20 protein-coding genes and 2 tRNA genes are annotated in these 20,437 nt (G+C 41.4%); 10 read left to right on the top strand and 12 right to left on the bottom strand.

The genetic code is table 11. The annotated features are described in order from the left end of the window. Window positions 1-5 precede the first annotated feature (5 nt). Entirely contained in the window at window positions 6-1,703 is a 1,698-nt protein-coding gene (menD, locus tag AC3IRX_RS07125; protein ID WP_489209255.1) for a 2-succinyl-5-enolpyruvyl-6-hydroxy-3-cyclohexene-1-carboxylic-acid synthase, read from the bottom strand. Between the two features lie 134 nt (window positions 1,704-1,837). After that, window positions 1,838-4,363: an ATP-dependent Clp protease ATP-binding subunit gene (locus AC3IRX_RS07120; protein WP_489209254.1), complete on the bottom strand. Its 2,526-nt coding sequence runs from the start codon at window positions 4,361-4,363 to the stop codon at window positions 1,838-1,840. A 152-nt stretch (window positions 4,364-4,515) separates the two neighbouring features. On the opposite strand from AC3IRX_RS07120, the gene AC3IRX_RS07115 reads away from it, so the two are divergent. Genes AC3IRX_RS07115 through AC3IRX_RS07105 form a run of 3 tightly spaced genes read left to right on the top strand, consistent with a single transcriptional unit; the run spans window position 4,516 to window position 6,192 of the window. After that, entirely contained in the window at window positions 4,516-4,734 is a 219-nt protein-coding gene (locus tag AC3IRX_RS07115) for a uroporphyrinogen decarboxylase (protein WP_489209252.1), read from the top strand. Window positions 4,735-4,789: 55 nt separating this feature from the next. Next, the gene (locus AC3IRX_RS07110; RefSeq protein ID WP_489209250.1) at window positions 4,790-5,209 is read left to right on the top strand and encodes a SufE family protein; all 420 of its coding nucleotides are present in this window, start codon (window positions 4,790-4,792) and stop codon (window positions 5,207-5,209) included. Beyond that, window positions 5,209-6,192 carry a glycosyltransferase family 9 protein gene (locus AC3IRX_RS07105; RefSeq protein ID WP_489211479.1) on the top strand — a complete coding sequence of 328 codons (984 nt, stop codon included), beginning with the start codon at window positions 5,209-5,211 and terminating at the stop codon, window positions 6,190-6,192. Before AC3IRX_RS07110 ends, AC3IRX_RS07105 begins: the two co-directional genes overlap by 1 nt. A 60-nt stretch (window positions 6,193-6,252) precedes the next feature. Here AC3IRX_RS07105 and AC3IRX_RS07100 read toward each other — a convergent pair. The 7 genes from AC3IRX_RS07100 to AC3IRX_RS07070 all read right to left on the bottom strand — a co-directional run bounded on the left by AC3IRX_RS07100 (window position 6,253) and on the right by AC3IRX_RS07070 (window position 10,236). Then, window positions 6,253-6,327 (bottom strand) — tRNA-Val (locus AC3IRX_RS07100). Window positions 6,328-6,359: 32 nt separating this feature from the next. Next, window positions 6,360-6,434 (bottom strand) — tRNA-Val (locus AC3IRX_RS07095). A 33-nt stretch (window positions 6,435-6,467) separates the two neighbouring features. Next, the gene (locus AC3IRX_RS07090) at window positions 6,468-7,742 is read right to left on the bottom strand and encodes a bifunctional folylpolyglutamate synthase/dihydrofolate synthase (protein ID WP_489209248.1); all 1,275 of its coding nucleotides are present in this window, start codon (window positions 7,740-7,742) and stop codon (window positions 6,468-6,470) included. Beyond that, on the bottom strand, window positions 7,742-8,572 hold the full coding sequence (locus AC3IRX_RS07085; RefSeq protein ID WP_489209246.1) for a ferric siderophore ABC transporter substrate-binding protein: 831 nt from the start codon (window positions 8,570-8,572) through the stop codon (window positions 7,742-7,744). Before AC3IRX_RS07085 ends, AC3IRX_RS07090 begins: the two co-directional genes overlap by 1 nt. Beyond that, window positions 8,572-8,970 carry an ExbD/TolR family protein gene (locus AC3IRX_RS07080; RefSeq protein WP_489209244.1) on the bottom strand — a complete coding sequence of 133 codons (399 nt, stop codon included), beginning with the start codon at window positions 8,968-8,970 and terminating at the stop codon, window positions 8,572-8,574. Before AC3IRX_RS07080 ends, AC3IRX_RS07085 begins: the two co-directional genes overlap by 1 nt. Continuing rightward, on the bottom strand, window positions 8,970-9,692 hold the full coding sequence (locus AC3IRX_RS07075; protein WP_489209242.1) for a MotA/TolQ/ExbB proton channel family protein: 723 nt from the start codon (window positions 9,690-9,692) through the stop codon (window positions 8,970-8,972). Before AC3IRX_RS07075 ends, AC3IRX_RS07080 begins: the two co-directional genes overlap by 1 nt. Window positions 9,693-9,771: 79 nt before the next feature. Continuing rightward, entirely contained in the window at window positions 9,772-10,236 is a 465-nt protein-coding gene (locus tag AC3IRX_RS07070; protein ID WP_489209240.1) for a hypothetical protein, read from the bottom strand. Window positions 10,237-10,418: 182 nt separating this feature from the next. On the opposite strand from AC3IRX_RS07070, the gene AC3IRX_RS07065 reads away from it, so the two are divergent. Both AC3IRX_RS07065 and AC3IRX_RS07060 read left to right on the top strand, forming a co-directional pair. Further along, window positions 10,419-12,212 carry a DUF885 domain-containing protein gene (locus tag AC3IRX_RS07065; protein ID WP_489209238.1) on the top strand — a complete coding sequence of 598 codons (1,794 nt, stop codon included), beginning with the start codon at window positions 10,419-10,421 and terminating at the stop codon, window positions 12,210-12,212. Between the two features lie 201 nt (window positions 12,213-12,413). After that, entirely contained in the window at window positions 12,414-12,767 is a 354-nt protein-coding gene (locus AC3IRX_RS07060) for a response regulator (protein ID WP_489209235.1), read from the top strand. On the opposite strand, the gene nth is transcribed toward AC3IRX_RS07060, so the two are convergent. Then, complete coding sequence (gene nth, locus AC3IRX_RS07055) at window positions 12,764-13,384, bottom strand: endonuclease III (RefSeq protein WP_489209234.1); 621 nt, start codon at window positions 13,382-13,384, stop codon at window positions 12,764-12,766. The two genes, AC3IRX_RS07060 and nth, sit on opposite strands and share 4 nt — an antisense overlap. Window positions 13,385-13,416: 32 nt before the next feature. Here nth and bcp point away from each other — a divergent pair, with 32 nt between their 5' ends. After that, complete coding sequence (gene bcp, locus AC3IRX_RS07050) at window positions 13,417-13,869, top strand: thioredoxin-dependent thiol peroxidase (protein WP_489209232.1); 453 nt, start codon at window positions 13,417-13,419, stop codon at window positions 13,867-13,869. On the opposite strand, the gene AC3IRX_RS07045 is transcribed toward bcp, so the two are convergent. Together AC3IRX_RS07045 and AC3IRX_RS07040 are read right to left on the bottom strand one after the other, a co-directional pair. After that, window positions 13,866-14,369: a GNAT family N-acetyltransferase gene (locus tag AC3IRX_RS07045; protein WP_489209230.1), complete on the bottom strand. Its 504-nt coding sequence runs from the start codon at window positions 14,367-14,369 to the stop codon at window positions 13,866-13,868. The two genes, bcp and AC3IRX_RS07045, sit on opposite strands and share 4 nt — an antisense overlap. A 128-nt stretch (window positions 14,370-14,497) precedes the next feature. Beyond that, the gene (locus AC3IRX_RS07040) at window positions 14,498-16,633 is read right to left on the bottom strand and encodes a S46 family peptidase (RefSeq protein WP_489209227.1); all 2,136 of its coding nucleotides are present in this window, start codon (window positions 16,631-16,633) and stop codon (window positions 14,498-14,500) included. Between the two features lie 367 nt (window positions 16,634-17,000). On the opposite strand from AC3IRX_RS07040, the gene hflX reads away from it, so the two are divergent. The 4 genes from hflX (at window position 17,001) to AC3IRX_RS07020 (ending at window position 20,436) form a co-directional block, all read left to right on the top strand. After that, on the top strand, window positions 17,001-18,221 hold the full coding sequence (gene hflX, locus AC3IRX_RS07035) for a GTPase HflX (RefSeq protein WP_489209225.1): 1,221 nt from the start codon (window positions 17,001-17,003) through the stop codon (window positions 18,219-18,221). Between the two features lie 11 nt (window positions 18,222-18,232). Continuing rightward, window positions 18,233-18,952 carry a DNA alkylation repair protein gene (locus AC3IRX_RS07030; protein ID WP_489209223.1) on the top strand — a complete coding sequence of 240 codons (720 nt, stop codon included), beginning with the start codon at window positions 18,233-18,235 and terminating at the stop codon, window positions 18,950-18,952. Continuing rightward, a complete protein-coding gene (locus AC3IRX_RS07025; protein WP_489209221.1) occupies window positions 18,952-19,284 on the top strand; it encodes a DUF6122 family protein in 333 nt (110 codons plus the stop codon). The genes AC3IRX_RS07030 and AC3IRX_RS07025 overlap by 1 nt, the downstream gene beginning before the upstream one ends. Before the next feature lie 75 nt (window positions 19,285-19,359). Continuing rightward, on the top strand, window positions 19,360-20,436 hold the full coding sequence (locus tag AC3IRX_RS07020; RefSeq protein ID WP_489209219.1) for a calcium:cation antiporter: 1,077 nt from the start codon (window positions 19,360-19,362) through the stop codon (window positions 20,434-20,436). Window position 20,437 lies beyond the last annotated feature (1 nt).

The following is a 20,437-nucleotide window of genomic DNA, read 5'->3' as shown; positions in this document are numbered from 1 at the left end:
TAAAATCACTTAGTTGTGTCGTTCTTTGGGTCACTCGCTAAGGAAGTGAAGTAATTTCTTAAGATCTGCGCATTTGCAATTTCTTTCGTGTTTACTTCTAAGATTTTAGGTTTTGTCGAAGGGGCAAAAAACAGATCTAGTACTCTTACGAGGGTTTGGTCGTCATCCACTTCCGTATAGTCCATTTCAAAATGAGCCGCAAGGTGCTCTGCGGTCTTGGTGTGGCGTGTAGAGATGAACTCCTCTAATATATCGGTGTTTGCTCTGTCGGGTCCTGGAATGATCTTGAAAATGCTCCCTTCCCCATTATTGAAAATTAGGATTCGTGTGTAGGGAGGGATGTATTGGTTCCAAAGTGCATTAATATCGTAGAAGAATCCTAAGTCTCCGGTGACAAGAAGGGTCGGGTTTTCAGACTTCATAGCATATCCCATCGCAGTAGAAGTACAGCCGTCGATCCCACTGGTTCCCCGGTTGCAATGCACACGATGCGCACTGAAATCGAACAACTGCGCATACCGAATGGCGGAACTATTGGAAAAATGAATGTCGTAATGGGTGGGCACTTTTTGCGCTAACAGCGAAAAAAGTCGAAAATCCGAGTAGCCTGTGGCAAGTTCGTAGCTCTCATGTTTAATGTCCTTCTTCCTTCTTAAATGATCCCATAGATTGTAATAGGCACTAGGCTCTAAGTTCACCACATTTAATAGTTTTTGAAGGAATTTTTCAGGGGCTACCTTCAGATACTCAGTAAGAGAGAAATAGGTGTCTGGATGCCAAAATTCATCCACGTGCCAATGGTGAGCTATGCTGGCTTGTCGAAGGAACTGTTTGACTCGTTTTGACACGACATTTTGTCCAAGCGTAATTAGTAGATCGGGTGCAAATGTTTGGTAATCTTGCGCATCAAAATTGTAAAGATAACGGTCGATATGGTGGAAGAATTTGGGGTTTTCTAGATTTGAGTTCACTTCACATAGAACCACAACCGAATGATTTTTAACCAATTGGGAAAGGCTGCTCTCAAGCGATTCACTAAAAGGTTGGGTGCCTACCAAGATCATAATTCGTTTTGAAGTGTTCCACTCGGCCACTAGGGGCGAAGACAATTCGAATTTTCGGGCAGGAGCAAGTTTCTCGACGGAAGGGAACACAGGAATTTCTCCCACGAGATCGTATAGAGGTTCGTTTAAAGGGATGTTGAGGTGTACAGGACCTTGCTTTTCAAAGCAAAGTTCAATGGCCGTTTTGATCGTGGCAAAATTTTGTTCCTCAGAACCCTCGACTTCGTCTTCAAGAAGTTGAAAGTCACCATAAGAATGGGAAGAAAACAAATCCTTTTGTCGAATGGTTTGGCCGTCAAAAAGATCCACGTAATCCGAAGGACGATCCGCAGAAAGGATGAGGAGGGGAACGTTTTGATAAAAGGCCTCCGTGACTGCAGGGTAATAATTGGCTGCTGCGGAACCCGAAGTGCATGTAATTGCTACAGGCTTTTGCTGCACTTTTGCCATGCCTAGCGCAACGAATGCAGCGCTTCGTTCGTCCACAATGCTATAGGAATTAAACTCCTCAATTTCTCCGAAATGAATCGCAAGGGGTGCGTTACGTGACCCCGGGGAGACCACGACGTCTAAAATTCCATATTCCTTTAGTAAATGGGCTAATAACTGAACACTGCGTTTCGAAGAATACTTTTTCATGGAGGCAAAGGTAGGCGTTTTTGTGAATTGAAAAAATTATTTTCCAACCGTGAGTAAGCCCTTTGGTTCTCGTTTTTATACAAATAGAGCTGCCTTTAAAAAAGACAGCTCTATACTATTCCATGGAAAAAGGATTATACTTTTTGCTTTTTCGATTTGGATTCGGGAAGCTTTTTGACTAATCCATCGCCAGTCTCGTTTAATTCTAAAACAAGCGTTTCGTTGTCTTTAATTTGCTTGTTAACCAGCAGATCCGCAAGCAAATCTTCAATATACTTTTGAATGGCTCTTTTCAGCGGTCTTGCGCCAAAGTCTTTGTCCCATCCCTTTTCGGCGATAAAATCTTTCGCTTCTTGGGTGAGTTCTACTTTGTACCCAAGTTTTTCTATTCGCACGTAAAGTTTTCCTAATTCAAGATCAATGATCTTCGCAATGTCTTCTTTTTGTAGAGAGTTGAATACTACGATGTCATCAATTCGGTTTAGGAATTCAGGGGCGAATGCTTTTTTAAGGGCGCTTTCGATTGTAGACCGAGCTCTCGCATCCGAGTTGGACTTCTTCGCAGAGGTTCCAAACCCAACACCATCCCCAAAATCTTTAAGGTCTCTTGTTCCAATGTTGGAAGTGAGAATGATAATGGTATTTCTAAAGTCTATTTTTCGTCCTAAACTGTCCGTAACGTGTCCTTCGTCTAAAATTTGAAGTAAGATGTTAAACACATCGGGATGTGCTTTTTCAATTTCATCTAGAAGCAGAACCGCATAAGGTTTACGACGAACGGCTTCGGTCAATTGACCGCCTTCTTCGTACCCTACATAGCCTGGAGGCGCTCCCACAAGTCGAGATACCGCGAATTTTTCCATGTATTCACTCATGTCAATTCGAATAAGCGCTTCGTCGGAATCAAATAATTCACGAGCCATCACTTTGGCTAGTTCCGTTTTCCCAACTCCCGTGGTACCTAAGAAAATAAAAGTTCCAATGGGTCTGTTCGGATCTTTTAGCCCGGTTCGGTTCCTTTGAATGGCTTTCACCACTTTTTGTACCGCCTCGTGCTGTCCAATCACTTTTCCATTGAGCTTCTCGTCCATATGAGCCAATTTGTCAAGCTCATTTTTTCCTACTTTGGTCACAGGAATACCGCTCATCATGGAGACTACCTCGGCTACATTTTCTTCAGTAACGACTTCTTTTTTCTCCTTGACATCTTTGTCCCATTGGTCCTGCGCAGCGGCAAGCTCCATGGTTAGGCGCTCTTCCTCGTCTTTCAATTTTCTTGCTTCAAGATAGTCCTGCGCTTGAACGGCCTTTTGTTTCAGAACTTTAATCTCTTCGATTTTTTCTTCGTTTTGAATGATGGCAGTAGGCACTTTCATGTTCTTGATGTAAACCCTTGATCCCGCTTCGTCCATTGCATCGATGGCTTTGTCCGGTAGGAAACGATCCGTGATGTAGCGCGCACTTAAATTGACACAAGCGTTAATGGCTTCGTCCGTATAGGTAACGTTATGGTGGTCTTCGTATTTGTCTTTAATCTGATTTAAGATTAAAATCGTCTCTTCAATTGAGGTCGGTTCAACCATTACTTTCTGGAATCTACGTTCCAGAGCGCCATCTTTTTCTATGTATTGACGGTACTCATCAAGTGTAGTGGCTCCAATGCATTGGATCTCTCCTCGAGCTAAGGCCGGTTTAAACATGTTCGAAGCATCCAAACTTCCTGTAGAACTACCCGCTCCTACAATGGTATGCAGCTCGTCGATGAATAAGATGACATCGCGATTCTTTTCCAGTTCGGTCATAATCGCTTTCATTCTTTCTTCAAATTGGCCACGGTATTTGGTTCCTGCAACTAAACTTGCAAGATCAAGTGTGATGACCCGTTTTCCGTAAAGAACTCGAGAAACTTTTTTCTGGTGGATCCGAAGGGCAAGTCCTTCTGCAATGGCAGATTTACCCACTCCAGGTTCACCAATTAGCAAAGGGTTGTTCTTTTTGCGTCGAGAGAGAATCTGAGAGACTCTTTCAATTTCTTTTTCCCTTCCAATCACGGGGTCTAATTTCCCGTCTCTTGCCAAGGAGGTTAAATCCCGTCCAAAGTTATCAAGAGTAGGCGTTTTGCTTTTGCCACTTCCTAGGTTTCCGGTAGGCTTACGCATTTGGCCGTATTCTTCTCTTTCTTCATCGTCTTCGTAAGCACTCATTTTGGGAGCCTGACCCGAATTTTTCAATAGGGTTTGGTACTCACGCGATACTCTTTCATAGTCGACGTCGTATGCCTGCAAAATGCTACTAGTGGGGTCTTCGAATTTATAAAGAATACCCAGCAGTAAATGCACGCTGTTGATTTCTGCACTTTTATACTGTCTACATTCAAGTTCCGCTCTTTTAAGAGCTTGATCTGCCATTTTTGTAAACGATATTTGCTTAACCTCTTCTGCAAGTGGACTTACAGAGGCTAGGTTCATTGTTTCGATTTTCCTTCTAATTTGAGCTAAATCGGCATCCAAATTCTGAAGAATTTGTCTCGCAGAACTATCTGTTTTTAGAATGCCAAGTAAAAGATGCTCGGTGTTGAGGAATTCACTTTTCAGTCTTCGTGTTTCACTTTTGCTCTGTTTGAACACTTTATCCAAACCGGCTGAAAATTTATAATCCATAATTTGGTCTCGTATTAATTAAAGGAGGTCTTTTCCTCCTAGGTCAAGTAAAGTTACAAATACTTTACCAAAAATGGTTTAATGACTTTCTGTCAGTGCGATAAATTTTTTACGGGGGAAAATATATACCTTTGTATACAGATTAAAAAACTATGAGCCCAGAGATTGCAACTTATATCGGCTATGCCGCGTCCGTTTTCATTGTCCTTAGTTTTGTTTTAAAAGAGCTTCGAAAGATTCGGTTTGTAAACCTATTTGGTTGCATCTGTTTTGTAATTTATGGTGTTTATAGCGGTATGCTATGGCCCATTATTATCCCGAATTTACTACTGTGTTTCATCCAAATTTACCATTTGGTTAAGAAGGACTAACCTATAGGGAAGAGAGAAAAGCATCTATTTCTCAAACTTTGCTTAATTTTGCCATATGACCATTAAAGAGAAACAACAAGAAATTGTTAATGATTTCGATTTCCTAGAGGATTGGGAACAGAAATACGAGTATATAATTGACCTGGGAAAAGAATTAAAAGGACTTCCAGAGGATAAAAAGACGCCCGATAATTTAATTAAGGGTTGTCAAAGTCAGGTTTGGATCGATGCCAGTTATAAAAATGGGATCTTAACTTTTAATGCAGACAGTGATGGTATCCTTCCTAAGGGTATTGTTTCCTTGCTTGTCTCAATTTACAGTGGGCACAGTACCCAAGAGATCTTAGATTCAGATTTTGACTTCATCTCTCAAATTGGTTTGCAAGAATTTTTGTCACCCTCTCGAGCAAACGGTTTGATGGCAATGACTAAACAAATCAAATTTTATGCGGTGGCATTTCAATTAAAATCTTGATACGAATTCTCGCATATCGATTTTCTGCCTTCGGGGATGTCGCCATGTGCGTGCCTGTGGTTAGAGAATTTCTAGAACAAAATCCAGAAGTGGAGGTCATCTTTGTTTCTAGACAAAACTTTAAACCCTTGTTTTTCGATTTGCCACGTTTCACTTTTGTGGGGGTGAATTTCGAAGAGTACAAAGGCGTCTTTGGACTAAGGAAACTCGCAAAACAATTAAGACTTGACTATAGCCCAGATTTTGTCGCAGATCTTCACGATGTACTGCGAAGTAAATTACTTGATCGGTACTTTCGTGCAAAACGATATAAAATTGCGGTATTAGACAAAGGGAAGGAGGAAAAGGAACGATTAACGGATGTTTGGCAGTTAGACAAAAAACCGTTGAAACGAACCGTGGAGAGGTATGCCGATGTCTTTAGAGCCTTAGGTTTCCCCCTTACGCTTTCCCATAAGTACCGAGGTATAAATCACCCTAGAGAAGGCATTGGAATTGCCCCCTTTGCTCAGCATCATGGAAAGATGCTCCCGCTAGAGAAATGCTATGAACTTGCACGCCTTTTGTCGGCTCACCATAAAGTTTATTTTTTTGGAGGAGGAAAGAAAGAGGTAGAGATATTGGAACAGTGGGAATCCAAGATTCCCAATTCTAAATCCCTAGCCGGTAAATTTTCTCTTGAACAGGAGCTTGAGGCGATTTCAGGTCTTTCTGTCATGGTTTCGATGGATTCGGCAAACATGCACCTCGCAAGTCTAATGGGAACACGCTGCGTTTCAATTTGGGGATCTACTCATCCCTATGCGGGCTTTTTAGGCTATGGACAAAGTCCATTGGATGTAGTTCAAGTCGACGATCTTACTTGCAGACCTTGTTCTGTCTTTGGAGACAAAACCTGTTATCGCGGAGATTACGCCTGTCTAGAAGAATTGCAAATTCAAAAGGTGTATGATAAAGTGATGGAGGTATTTGATAATGCGTAATCGAAATTCACTTTTTTATAAAAAACGAAAAACTTCTCAATTCCTTGAGAAGTTTTTTAGTGGGCGGTACTGGGCTCGAACCAGCGACCTCTGCGATGTCAACGCAACGCTCTGAACCAACTGAGCTAACCGCCCAAAAAAAAACTTCAACATTTGTTGAAGTTTTGTGGGTCCTGAGGGATTCGAACCCCCGACCCTCTGGGTGTAAACCAGATGCTCTGAACCAACTGAGCTAAGAACCCTTATTTTTGGTTCGGCAAATATACGACCTTTTTTTATTTCTCCAAATTTATTTCTAAAAATTCTCCCACTACAAAGTTGCTACCGCCGATGAATACAATATCAGAATTTTTAACATTTTGTTTTGCAGCGAGATATCCCTCTTGAACGGAGTTAAAAATTTTGTAATTTATTTTCGCTTTTTTTAGCAAGGGCTCGTATTCTTCGGGGTTTCGACCTCTTTCGATGGCGGGCTTTACAAAATAGTACTGGGCATTCGAAGGAAGGATTTCCATGACCTGTTCGATCTTTTTATCCTTGACAAAGCCAAGCACGATATGCTTATAGGGCGCTAAGGATTCAAGTTGGGCAAATACTTCGATTAAACCTGCATGATTATGCGCTGTATCGCACAAAACGAGTGGATCGTGAGAAAACTCATACCAGCGGCCTAGAAACTGCGTATTTTCTTGGACCTTGAGTAGGCCTTGTTCTATTTGGTCAGCAGAAATCTGAACGCCTATTTTTAGCAGCTCATTTAGAACGCTAAGCGCGACTTTGCTATTCTTTTTTTGATAGTTTCCTTTTAAGTCTGAAGCTAGGTTTGTTTTAAGTTCCGTAGCGTTTATAAAAGGGGAATTTAATTCGATCGCTTTGTTCCGAAGGACTGAGACGATGGCGGGGTTTTCTTCTCCGGATACAATCGGAACCCCAGGTTTTATGATGCCCGCTTTTTCCCCGGCAATTTCTTCTAGGGTCTCGCCTAGAAGATCGGTATGATCCAGGGCGATGTTGGTGATGGCGCTCACTAGAGGGGTGATCGTATTTGTCGAATCTAGCCTTCCTCCTAAACCTACTTCAATCAGAGCATAGTCCACTTTGGAATGTGCAAAATAGCAATAGGCTAAAAGTGTGGTATATTCAAAGAAAGAGGGCTGAAAATCAAGGGGTAAGGTTTGTATTTTTTTCAGGAATTGAAAGACAAAGCCTTTGTCAACATTTTCCCCATTGAGTTTAATTCGCTCTGTAAAATCAATAAGATGAGGGGAGGTGTAAAGCCCTACTTTGTACCCCGCTTCTTGCAAAACGGAGGCGATCATACTGCTTGTAGATCCTTTTCCGTTTGTGCCTCCCACGTGGATGCATTTTAATTTTTTCTCAGGGTTTCCAAATAGTTGAGTGAGTGTTTTGATGGACTCTAGCCCAGGTTTGTACGCGCTCTTGCCCTGTTTCTGATAGTTCGGAATTTGACTAAATAGCCATTGAAGTAAATCCTCATACTCCTCCTTGTTAAAATTAGCTTGGTCTGAGGAAGAAAAGTTTGTTTCCATTAGAAGGTGATGCGATAGGTTCCCGTGGATGAGCTTGTGCTTTTTTCGGCCTTAACATACTTTTTGACCCAAGACACTGAAGTCGAACTAACACAAGGGTCAGAAACGCCTCCTGTGCGTCGTGCGCTCGTTACGTTACCCGATTTGTCTACGGAATAACTGATGGTGATGGTTCCTGAGGCACTGCACTGATGCGAGGGCTGGTTTCCGCCTCGTCCCATGGTGCCTGGAATGTAGGCGATTAACTTACGATCCACCCCGATTTTGCTATCTCCATTTGAGCTGCCTCCCAGTGGGTCGCCTTGGTTCCCAGAACCGGTTGTGCTTCCTTGAGAGCCGTTTGCGGTACCGCGTCCTCGGATTAAATTTCCAATGGCAGCGGTTCCTTTTGCATCTCCTTTTGCATTTGTGGCCGCTTTCTTCTTCGGCGTGGAACTGGATTTAGTTGGCGTTGTCTTTGCCGGTGTTTTTGATTTGGTCGCTGTGTTTTTCTCCACTTTTGCCACCGCCACATTTTTATTGGTTCCCACAATTACTTTTTGTTCTACAGGAATTGCAGGCTCTACTTTAGGCTGAGGATCTTCCGTTGGCTCTTGAATGCTGCTAGACTCTGACCCGTCTTGTGTTGCAGGTTCCTCTAGAGATTCTCCTGTGGTGTTGTCCCCAAAATTCATAAGCATTGTGGTAAAGACCTGTTCGTGGGGAATAAGTTTCGAGAATTTGTAGAAATAAAGCGCAATGAGTGTTCCTACGGAAAGAAGTACCGTAAGAATTATACTTTTAAGTCTGTCTTGCTTTTCTTTATTACTATGTTCTAGCGTCCTGTTCATTATTCTTTTTGAAGCGTGGCAATGGCCAAATTAAATTTATGTTTTTCTGCAATCTCCATGGCATATACCACGTCTCCATGCTTTGTGTTTTGATCTGCTCTAATGGTAAACGTAGGATTTTCTTGTCCTTTTAATGCGTTTACAAGAAGAGGCTCTAGTTCTTCTTTTTGAATGACCTTGTCATTTACATAATAGTTTCCATCCGCGTTAATGGTGACCGTGGTGGGGTCTTGAGCAGAGGTATTCTGGGTAGAGGCCTGCGGCAGTTTTACCTCGATCGAACTCTGGGCAATGGCCGAGCTGGTGATCATAAAAAATATGAGCAAAAGGAAAATGATGTCCGTCATCGAGGCCATGCTGAATTCGGCACTGACACGATTTCTTCTTTTTAGTTCCATTAGATCGGTTGGTTTAAGGTGTCAAGAAAATCATTGACATGCGTTTGAATTTTTAATACCATACGGTCAACTTGCGTGACTAAAAAATTGTAGAAAAAGTAGGCGGGTATTCCTATGAATAAACCGGCTGCTGTGGTTGCCATTGCGGTATAAATACCTGAGGCAAGTAGTTTTGGACTTACGGCTCCAGTCACGGTTGATATTTCAAAGAATGCCATAATCATTCCAATTACAGTTCCAAGGAATCCTAGCATTGGGGCGGCCCCCGCAGCTGAAGCAAGCAGGTTTAAATTCTTTTCAAATTTAGAAACCTCTAGTTGTCCTTGATTTTGCATTGCATTGGAAATGTCAGAAATGGGTCTTCCCACACGGGCAAGTCCTTTTTCAATCATGCGAGACTCAGGCGAGTCAATGGATTTGCAATAGTCGATTGCCGTTTGAATCTTACCTTCCTGAACAAAGTCCTTGATGTTCTCAAGAAAATTGGGTGTCGTTTTGGAAGATCTTTTCAAAAAGAAGTATCTCTCTAAAAAGATATAAAGAGCAAGAACCCCTAGTAGGAAGATCAGAACCATAATTAAGTTTCCGATAAACCCTCCTGAGGTTAATATCTCCCATAATGAAAACACGTGTACTTCGCTTGGAGCGGGTTGAATCAACTGGGTGGTAGGCTCTACGGGAGCGCTGGTGACGGTTTGTACAAGGGTAGTGCTGTCCTGCATGTTATTTTTCTTTTAATTACCACCTGAATTTCTGTATTCACGGGTGGAAAGGGTGTAAGTTAATAAATTAAAAAAAGACCTATGGTTCCTCGATGAACTCAGGTTCGAGTTCTTCAAAATGACATTTGAGTTTAAAGGGAATAGGTTCGCCTGAGTCCGTATAAAAATCATCAATTTCTCCTGACCATATGAGTTCCATGCGCTCGGCGGGATCCGAGGTGAATTCGAGACGATTTTTATAAAGGAAAGCGTCCTGATCTGTATATAGATCTACTTCACTATAAACAAGTTCCTCATTTTCTTCTATTTCAAACGTTTGTCCTGAAAGTTCATTCTGCTCTAAAGGGTAATCAAAAATACGAAGTGCAATCTGAGGAAATGGGTATTGAAGGGAATCATCCTCCACATGATCTTGGTTCTCGTCTGTAATGATTTCAACTTCTAAGAAATGTTCATTGTTGAGGTAGACCGCTTTGGAATAGGAATTTTTAATATGGTACTTTAAGGTCTCCTCCGGATGGTAAATTTTTAGAACCCCTTTCATGGCTTTGATGTCACAATTAATTTGTTAAAGATTATTTTTATACGATTGACAAAGATAGAAAATTGATTGAAAGACCGAAGTGTTTTGTTTTAATATTTAAAAGGTAAAAAATCCTAATCTGGTATCGGTTAGCAATCGATTTCAAGTAAATAATTGTTAAATTAGCCTCTCGAAATTGACTTATGAAAACTCTATATCTAAAAATCTTCGTGTCGTTCCTTTTCCTCGTCTTTATGGGAAGTTGCAAGAAGAAAGACATGCCATTAACCAAAAGCACTCCTGTGGAAATTGATTCCATTGCGGCGCATTATTATGAGCAGTACCTTAAAATGTACCCACTAGAGGCTACCCTGCAAGGAGACTCGAGGTACAACGATCTTCTACCGATTGACATCGACAAAGATTTTATTTCAGGGGAGGTTGCATTCTATAACGATGTGCAAATGCAGCTTGATCAGGTTTCGTATGAAGACCTTTCGGAGGAAAAGAAAGTCATATTTGATGTACTGGATACGCTTTTGAAAGATAAGATTGAACGCTATGCCTACCATCCGGAATACATTCCCTTTACACAGTTTTCAGGTCTTCCTTTGGATTTTCCTATGCTAGGAAGCGGGCAGGGCGCTCAGCCCTTTGAAACGCAAAAAGATTACGAAAACTGGTTAAAAAGAATGAATCAGTTTCCCAATTGGATGGACGCTGCAGAGGAGAACTTTAGATTGGGAATGAAGTCGGGAATGGTTTTGCCAAAAGTTCTGGTTTTAAGAATGATTCCACAGCTCCGTGCCGCAGAGATCACCTCTACGGACTTCTCCACCAATATTTTCTATGGTCCACTGCGCGATATGCCTAAGTCGTTCTCCGAAAAGGAGGCTGCCAAATGGCGCAAGGCCTACAAAAGCGTGATCAATGGAAAAATAATTCCTGCTTATATCCGTATGGCTGAGTTCTTAGAAAAAGAGTATCTTCCAAAAGCAAGACTCACCGATGGATACAATTCCCTTGCGAAAGGAAATGACATTTACTCCTATTATGTAAAGAGCTGGACTACGACCGACAAGACTCCGAATGAAATTCATGAGATTGGACTTAAAGAAGTAAGCAGACTTCGCTCTGAGATGGAAAAAGTGAAAGCAAGCGTGGGATTCGAAGGAAGTTTAGAGGAGTTTTTGACGTTTGTGAAAACGGATAAGAAAGCAATGCCTTACACCAGCGCAGAGGAAATTCTAAAAGGGTTTAATTCCATTTTGGAGAAAATCACTCCTAAATTAGGTACGATGTTTCATCACACGCCCAAGACCCCTTTCGAGATTCGTCAAACGGAAAAGTATCGAGAGGCATCCGCGAGTGCTGAATATAGACAAGGAACCCCGGACGGAGAAAGACCTGGAATCTTTTATATTCCTATTCCCGATCCCACTCGATTTAATGTGACCTCAGGGATGGAGTCCCTCTTTTTGCACGAAGCGATTCCAGGGCACCACTACCAGGTTTCTCTACAGCAAGAAAACGAATCCCTTCCAAAATTCATGCGCTTTGGATGGTTGGGTGCGTACGGAGAAGGTTGGGCCCTCTATACAGAGTCTTTAGGTCCTGAGTTGGGACTTTATACGGACCCCTATCAAAAGTTAGGTTCATTAAGCGATGAGATGCTTCGGGCCGTACGACTTGTCATTGATACGGGGCTGCATACAGGGACCTTGAATCGGGAAGAGGCGATCAAATACTTCTTAAGCAATGTGGCTTACGATGCTGCCGGCGCGACGGCAGAAGTGGAGCGCTACATGGCAATGCCAGGTCAAGCACTCAGTTATAAAATGGGATCTATGAAGATTCAAGAACTACGTGCCCGTTTTGAAAAAGAGTTAGGAGCCAAATTCAATCTGGCCGATTTCCATGATCAGATTTTGAATCAAGGTTGTCTCCCTTTGAATGTATTAGAAAGAAAACTAGAATCGTATTATTCGAATCTTTAACGAGAAAGTGTAGCCACTAGGCAGTTTTTTCAACATGAATATATTTCGGTTCAATTCCAGATATATTTTTTGATTGACATCCATAATAAATAAATCTTTAGTTATATATAATTATTTCAATCATTCGTAAAAAAGTGTAAATTTGTAATCTTAACACTATTGCGGGAATTTTGCCGGCAAGTTGTAAAAACAAATGAGAAAATGAGTATAATTGTCGTAGATGATAACGTAGAGATTTGTTCGATGATAGAGGAAGTTCTACGTGAGGAAGGGCATAAGGTTAGAAGCTGCACCAATCCAATGATCGTCTTTGAGATGATTAAACAAATGAAACCTAAGTTAATTGTCACCGATATGCTAATGTCGGGAATCGACGGTCGTGAGATCTGCCGACAACTTAAATCGAATCCAGAAACGAGATCGATAAAAATCCTTTTAATGTCTGCTCATCCGAATTCCTTTGCGCTAAGTGAGGCGGTAGAGGCAGATGCGCACATTTCCAAACCTTTTGAAATTGACGAATTTGCCGCACTCGTGAAGCAAATGCTCGCTTAAGATTCGAACAGCAATTTCGTTAAAAAATCTTTTTCTAAACTTCCTCTTGCAGGGGAATATTCTCTGCCGTAATAAATGATTTGAAGGTGCAGTTTGTTCCAAGTGTGCTTTGGGAAGAGACTTTTTGCATCTTTCTCCGTTTGAACGACATTGATTCCTGAACTTAATTTCCAACGGAATAAGAGACGGTGAATGTGCGTATCTACTGGAAAAGCAGGGACGCCAAAAGCTTGACTCATCACCACAGAAGCGGTTTTATGACCTACGCCAGCTAAAGCTTCTAATGCCTCGAAGGAGTCGGGAACCGTACCCTCATGACGTTCGAGGAGCTGCTCTGCCATTAAGCGCAGATTTTTTGCTTTCGTATTGGAGAGTCCGATTTGTTTTATGTATTCTTTGATTTCCCAAACCTCTAATTGAGCCATTTTCTCTGGCGTGTCTGCGACCTCAAATAAGGCGGGAGTAATTTGATTTACTTTTTTATCTGTACTCTGTGCGGATAGGGCTACCGCAACAAGCAATGTATAGGGGTCTTTGTGGTCTAATGCGATGGGTGGATTTGGGTAGAGCTTTTCCAATTCTTGCTGGATCAGAAGTGCTCTTTGCTTTTTTGTCATAATAGCGCTAAATTTGAACAAATTTAAGAATTATGCTGCAAGTAGGAGATAAGTTTCCTTTATTAGAAGGGAAAAACCAAGAAGGGGAAATCGTAAAATTGAAAAACTTTTTAGGCGGGCCGTTTGTGGTGTTCTTTTATCCTCGAGCAAGCACACCGACGTGTACCGTGGAGGCGAAAAACCTTCGGGATGGATATAGTGATTTGAAAGCCCATGGGTACGAAGTGATTGGTGTTTCCGCCGACAGCGTGGCAAAGCAAAAGAACTTCCATTCAAAAAATGAATTGCCCTACGATTTGATTGCCGACGAAAATAAGGAGTTTGTCGAGGCCTTTGGTGTTTGGAAAGAGAAAAAGAATTTTGGAAAAACCTACATGGGCATTGTTCGTACGACTTTTGTTTTCGATAAATCGGGCGTGTGTATTCGGGTGATCGAAAAAGTGAAAAGTCAGGAAGCAGCAGCTCAAATACTTGAAAATTCTTAACTCTCGTAATACAGAAGTTCTTCCTCTTCGTCAGGTAAGACGACAATCTTTTTGAATTTTAATCCCAGTTTTTGAATTAACTTCTGAGAAGGTAGATTGGTTTTTGACGTGATGGCAGAGACTTTTTCGATATCAAACTCCTGAGAAAGTTTTTCAATTAAGTACTTTGCGGATTCGTATCCAAAACCTTGATTTTCGTAAGACTCAAAAAGAGCAAAACCAATATCGGGAACCTCTAACCCCGGACGAACATACAGTCCACAGGTGCCTATTTTTTCCTGTGTATCCTTTTCAATTAACGTATAATTACCGAAACCGTATTGACTGTATTGCGGCTCTATTCTCTCGCGTATATAGCGCACCGCTTCTTCACGGGTCTTTACACCCCGATCCCCAATGTTCTGAATGAACTTAGGTGAGTTCAATAGGTTAAGCATCATATCGGCATCGTCAATGCTTGTGGGGCGCAGGATGAGTCGCTCTGTTGTGTATTCTTTCATACTTTCATTTCCTATTTGGCCTTAGGGCCAGTTGCAATCTTTCGCTCTAAATCCTTAGAAAAAGACAATAGCCGACTCTAGGAGGCGGCTATTGTGGTTTTAGTAAGGCGTAGAAAAACTCTACGTTTCTATTTTACAATCGTCATTTCCTTAATAAGGTGACCTGCACCTGCATATTTGTCAATGATCCAAAGTACGTAACGTACGTCAACGCTAATGGTTTTTTGCCATTCTTTCTCGAAAACGATGTCCCCAGAAAGGGCTTCTGAGTTTCCGTCAAAGGCAAGTCCAATTAACTCTCCGTTCCCGTTTAGCACAGGTGAACCTGAATTCCCCCCTGTGATGTCATGGTCAGATAGGAAGTTCACAGGTAAGTATCCTGCAGGATCTGCATACTGCCCGTAATCTTTTTGTGCATTTAGATCAATCAGTCTTTGTGGAAGATCGAACTCTTCATCTCCTTTTTTGTATTTCGCAACGGTACCGTCAAGATCTGTATAGAAGTTGTTCGTGATTCCGTTGTAGTTACGATCGTCTCTCATAGGAAGAGTTGAGATTTTACCAAAGGTAATTCTCATGGTCGAGTTTGCATCAGGATAGAATTCTTTTCCTGGGTGCGATTTTCTAAGACCATCAAAATAAAGTCGGTTGCTGTCTGCAAACTTATCGTCTTGTTCTGTGTATTTTGCGGCACTTTCTCTTGAACTTTCAAGATAAGCGTTTACCAATCGGTAAACCGGATCTTGATCTAATCTAGGGCCGTATGCGAATGTAAGGAAGTGCATAGCGGATTCTTTAGAAGCAAAAATTGAATTCTTTGCAAGCTCGTCTAGGATCGAAGTGTTTAGGTTTCTAAATACAGGAGAAGAAGCTGCGAAAGGAACTTTTTTCTTGTAAAGGGTAATCATGTCTTCAAACATTTGTTGTTCAAGTTCAGGATTAAATTTCTCGTACATAGATTCAATACGCTCAGCAGTCGTTTTCTTAATTTCTGCTTTCTTTGCAGGATCGGTTTCTGCAAGATAAGCTTTGTACATAGAACCTAAGGTTACGGCATAACGGAAGTATTTCGCATTACGAGTCATTTGCGAGGCATAGTTTCTTTCAATACCACGGGCAGCCGTTGCATTGTAATAACTTTGCATGTTGCTTAGGACATCTCCATAAAGAGCCTTGTTTGCTTCTTGGTTAGCCCAAGTTTGGAACACTTGCTCTACTTTTTGTTTGTCTTCAATGGTACCGTTCTTTTTTACAGACTCAATGGTACCTTGTCTGTTTTTCCAGTAGTTCGCTACGCTCGCGTACTGAGATGCGTAGTTCAGTTTGGTTGCTTGGTCTTTGTCCATGTATGATTTCATTACATCCATGGCAACTTTGGAAGCATCCACCCAGGCTGGATAGTCTTTGTTAACCAATTGGTCAATCCCGTAAGAGGTCATGTAACGATTAGTACGTCCCGGATATCCAACGATCATTGAAAAATCACCGGGCTTAAAGGATTTAAGAGAAACCGGTAAGTGGTGCTTAGGTTTCAAAGGAACATTCTTTGCTGAAAAATCAGCTGGATTGTTGGTTTTATCTGCATAAACTCTGAAGACAGAAAAGTCACCGGTATGTCTTGGCCATTCCCAGTTGTCTGTGTCTCCTCCGAATTTACCGATGGAGTTTGGAGGGGTACCCACCAAACGAACGTCGTTATAGTCTTGGTAAACGAAATAGTAAAATTCATTTCCATTGTAGAAATCTTTAACAGACACGACATATTTCCCGTTTTCGGAGTTTTCCGCTTGAATAGCTTTGTATTCCGCGTTAATAATAGTCTGTCTTTCCTCTTGAGACATCTGGTTGTTTAGCTTGGAATTGATTCGTTCTGTCACGTCATCCATTCTTACTAAGAATCGAACCGAAAGTCCTTTTGCAGGAAGCTCATCGCCTCTTTTCATGGCCCAGAAACCGTTTGTGAGGTAATCGTGTTCAGGGGTCGATAGAGCTGCAATTTGTCCATATCCACAGTGGTGGTTGGTGAACAAAAGCCCTTCTTGGGAGACCATCTCTGCAGTACAACCTCCGCCGAATTGAACAATCGCATCTTTAAGGCTTGAATTGTTTACAGAGTAAATTTCCTCTGGAGTTAATTTTAGTCCTTGCTTTTGAAGATCCTGACCGTTTAATCTTTTTACAAGCATCATTAGCCACATTCCTTCGTCCGCTCTCATTTGAACGAAACTTAGAAGAAATGTACATAGTAAAAATAGTTTTTTCATTTCTAGATTTAATTTTTAATTGGACGCAATTTAAGTATTTTTTGTGGGAATCAAAATGGGATTTAAGGAGAATTATACGTTGAGAGCCTTAAAATGGATAGAATCCGTGAGAACAAAGTCCAGTTTTGAGTTCTTTTGCCTCTTAACTTCGCAAAGGAATGAAGCTGTGTCTTTTAGAATGGCAAGGGTGCAAACGAAGAGAACTAAGGTAAAAGATCCGGAAGCGCATTTTTGTTTTTTCCTCCAGTCCCATGAATTTGCTGGGGCTAGGTAGAAGGTGGATAGCGATTTGAATCAACAAATCCTAGGGACGGAATAGAGAGGCCAAAGGATTTTTCAGTAAATTTGTACTCGACGAGAATATATTATGCTTGAAAAAAAAGAACATACGTATGAACAGGCCGTTTTGGTCGGTTTAGTGACGAAAGATCAGGACGAAGAGAAGTTGGCTGAATACATGGATGAGTTAGAGTTTTTAGCGTATACCGCGGGAGCCACCATCGAAAAGCGATTCACTCAAAAACTTGCAAAGCCCGATCCGAAAACCTTTGTGGGTTCCGGAAAGGCGGAGGAGATTAAGGAATTTATCAAAGAGCATGAGATTGGAACTGTGATTTTTGATGATGAACTCTCCCCTTCCCAATTAAAAAACTTGGAAAGAGATTTAGAGGTTAAGATCTTAGATAGAACCAATCTTATCCTTGATATTTTTGCGCAACGAGCGCAGACTTCCTACGCAAGAACGCAGGTGGAATTAGCTCAGTATGAATATTTACTTCCTCGATTGACCCGAATGTGGACTCACCTCGAGAGGCAGCGTGGGGGTATTGGGATGAGAGGACCAGGGGAGACCGAAATTGAAACCGATAGAAGGATTATCCGCGATCGAATTTCCCTTTTGAAAGAGAAATTAAAAACGATCGATAAACAAATGCATACGCAACGTCAGAATCGTGGAAAAACGGTTAGAGTTGCACTTGTAGGGTACACCAATGTTGGGAAATCTACCTTAATGAACGCCCTTTCTAAATCCGAAGTTTTTGCAGAAAATAAACTTTTTGCAACGCTTGATACAACGGTACGAAAGGTGGTCATTGGAAACCTTCCTTTCTTACTAACCGATACCGTTGGGTTTATTAGAAAACTACCGACGCAACTGGTGGAGAGTTTTAAATCCACGCTCGACGAAGTACGAGAAGCGGACCTTCTTGTGCATGTGGTGGACATATCACACGAAAGTTTTGAAGACCATATTGATTCGGTCAATAAAACTCTTACCGAAATTGGAGCTAGGCAAAAGCCCACAATTATGGTGTTTAATAAAATAGATGCCTTTGCTTACGAACCGAAAGAAGGAGACGATTTAACTCCATCCTCCAGGAAAAACATTTCCCTTGAAGAATGGAAAAAGACGTGGATGGCAAAATCGGAGGTTCCTACGGTCTTTATTTCTGCGCTCAACAAAGAAAACTTCCCAGAACTTAAAAAGCTTCTTTATGACGAAGTGTACCGATTGCATATCGCTCGTTTTCCATACAATGATTTGCTCTTTGAATATTTCGAAGACGATGAGTCACTTGAGGATTAAAGTTTGAAAATGTGGAGTATACCGCTGAGGATTTGCAGGAGGGTTTAGCCCTGCTGGCACAAGAGGATCGAAGAGTACAAAATACTCGATTTTTTAAAACGGGGATAGGGGACTATGGTTTCGGTGATGAATTTTTGGGAGTGTCGGTTCCCGACCAACGAAAAGTAGCGAGCTCTCTTTATTTCCACATTTCCCTAGAGGAGCTTGAGAAGGTTCTGCACTCTCCCATTCACGAACACCGAAGCTGCACACTGTTTATTCTTGTGCTAAAATTCGAAAAAGAAAAAAAGAGTGAACAGCGAAGGGAGATCGTTAGGTTCTACTTAAAGAATCTCTCCTGGGTCAATAATTGGGATTTGGTGGATAGTTCATGCTATAAGATCTTAGGCAGACATTGTTACGATACGAACTCGCCAGAGATCCTGTTTGAGCTTGCCGATCGGAATAATCTTTGGGCTAATCGCATTGCCATTGTTTCTACTATGTATCATCTGAAGAAAGACGTGTATGCATTAACCAAAGAACTTGTGCTAAAGAATAGAAATCATTCTCATGATTTGATGCACAAAGCCAATGGATGGCTTTTGCGTGAAATGGGCAAACGTAACGAGGGTGAACTAATTGATTTTTTGAAATTGCATTCGAAGGGAATGCCTCGAACCACCCTTCGGTATGCTATTGAAAAATTGGATCCTATCTGCAGAGCAAATTTTCTTAACGCACAATTTTGATGGAAGCACTGCCAATTGTAAAGAGTTTTGTTCATTATTTCCTTCATTTTGGACTTCCCCTTCTCATCGCATTTTTCTTCTATCGTTCTGAATGGAAAAAAGCGTACATCGTATTACTTTTAAGTATGCTAGTGGATTTAGACCATCTGCTTGCCACACCTATGTTCGATCCTAACCGAAATAGCATTGGGTTTCATCTGCTTCATTCGTATCCTATGATTGTACTATATGGATTATGCGCTCTTTTTTTTAAAGGATATTATCGACTTTTCTTTTTAGGCCTTTTGCTTCATATGGGCACCGACTTTCAAGATTTTTATTTCTGGAAATAGGCCAAAAAGATTATTAGTTTTTTAGATTGAATACCGGTTTTTAATAGATTATTTGTATTTTGCAAAAAATTTCAAATGAAGCTCAAAAGACTCCTGAAATGGTATACTTTAGTCCCAATAATAGCCTCCGTATTTTATTTATGTGGAGGGATAAACGGTACTACTATAATGAATGTCATAGGGGCTGCACTCCTATTTATCTGTGTTTTAGCGGCTGTTCACCACGCTGAGGTTATCGCTCATAAAGTGGGAGAACCTTACGGTACCATCATTCTTGCTATCTGTATTACGATCTTGGAAGTGGGTCTGATTATTTCATTTATGCTCAGTGGAGGAGAAGGAGCGCTTACCTATGCAAGGGACACTGTTTTTGCAGCGGTTATGCTTATTTTAAATGGAATCTTGGGAGTCTGTATTTTGATTGGAGGAGTGAGGTTCAAAGAACAAAACTTTATGCAAAGTTCCGCGACTACCTACCTCGTGAGTTTGGTCGCAATTATTGTTCTTACTTTGATCCTACCGAACTTCACTTCCAGTGTGAGAGGTCCCTTTTATACGAACGCTCAACTTATTTTTGTAGCCATTGCTTGTCTTGTGATTTACGGTACTTTTTTGATGGTACAAACCGTACGACACAGAAACTTTTTTATTGTGGAAGGCGAAGGAGAAATCATTCATGAAGCAGATCCTCCTACCCTAGGGACTACGCTCAGAAGCCTTGTTTTGTTATTAATATGCCTATCCGTTGTGATTTTCATGGCGAAAGGACTTTCCCCTGTCATTGAATCGTTTGTTCAATCCGTAGGGGCTCCTCATGCGCTGGTCGGAGTAATTATCGCAACTGTGGTACTCCTCCCGGAATGTGTGGCGGCCATTCGTGCGGCGAAGAACAATCAAATACAGTCGTCTATTAATTTGGGATTAGGTTCTGCGCTTGCCAGTGTAGGGCTCACCATTCCTGCTGTGTCGATTGTGTGTATTCTATACGATATTCCCTTCGTACTTGGACTGGACCTCAAATCGATCATCCTACTCGCTCTTTCGTTTTGTGTGGTCATGCTCTCCCTTAGTAGAGGGAAAACAAATATCTTGTACGGAACCGTTTTGCTTGTGATCCTAGCCGCTTATGTTTTCACAGTAATCGTCCCTTAAG

It is taken from the genome of Epilithonimonas sp. KH_059 (assembly GCF_057838485.1).
Note: the sequence above shows the minus strand (reverse complement) of the source record. Positions and strands in the feature narration are given on the sequence as shown.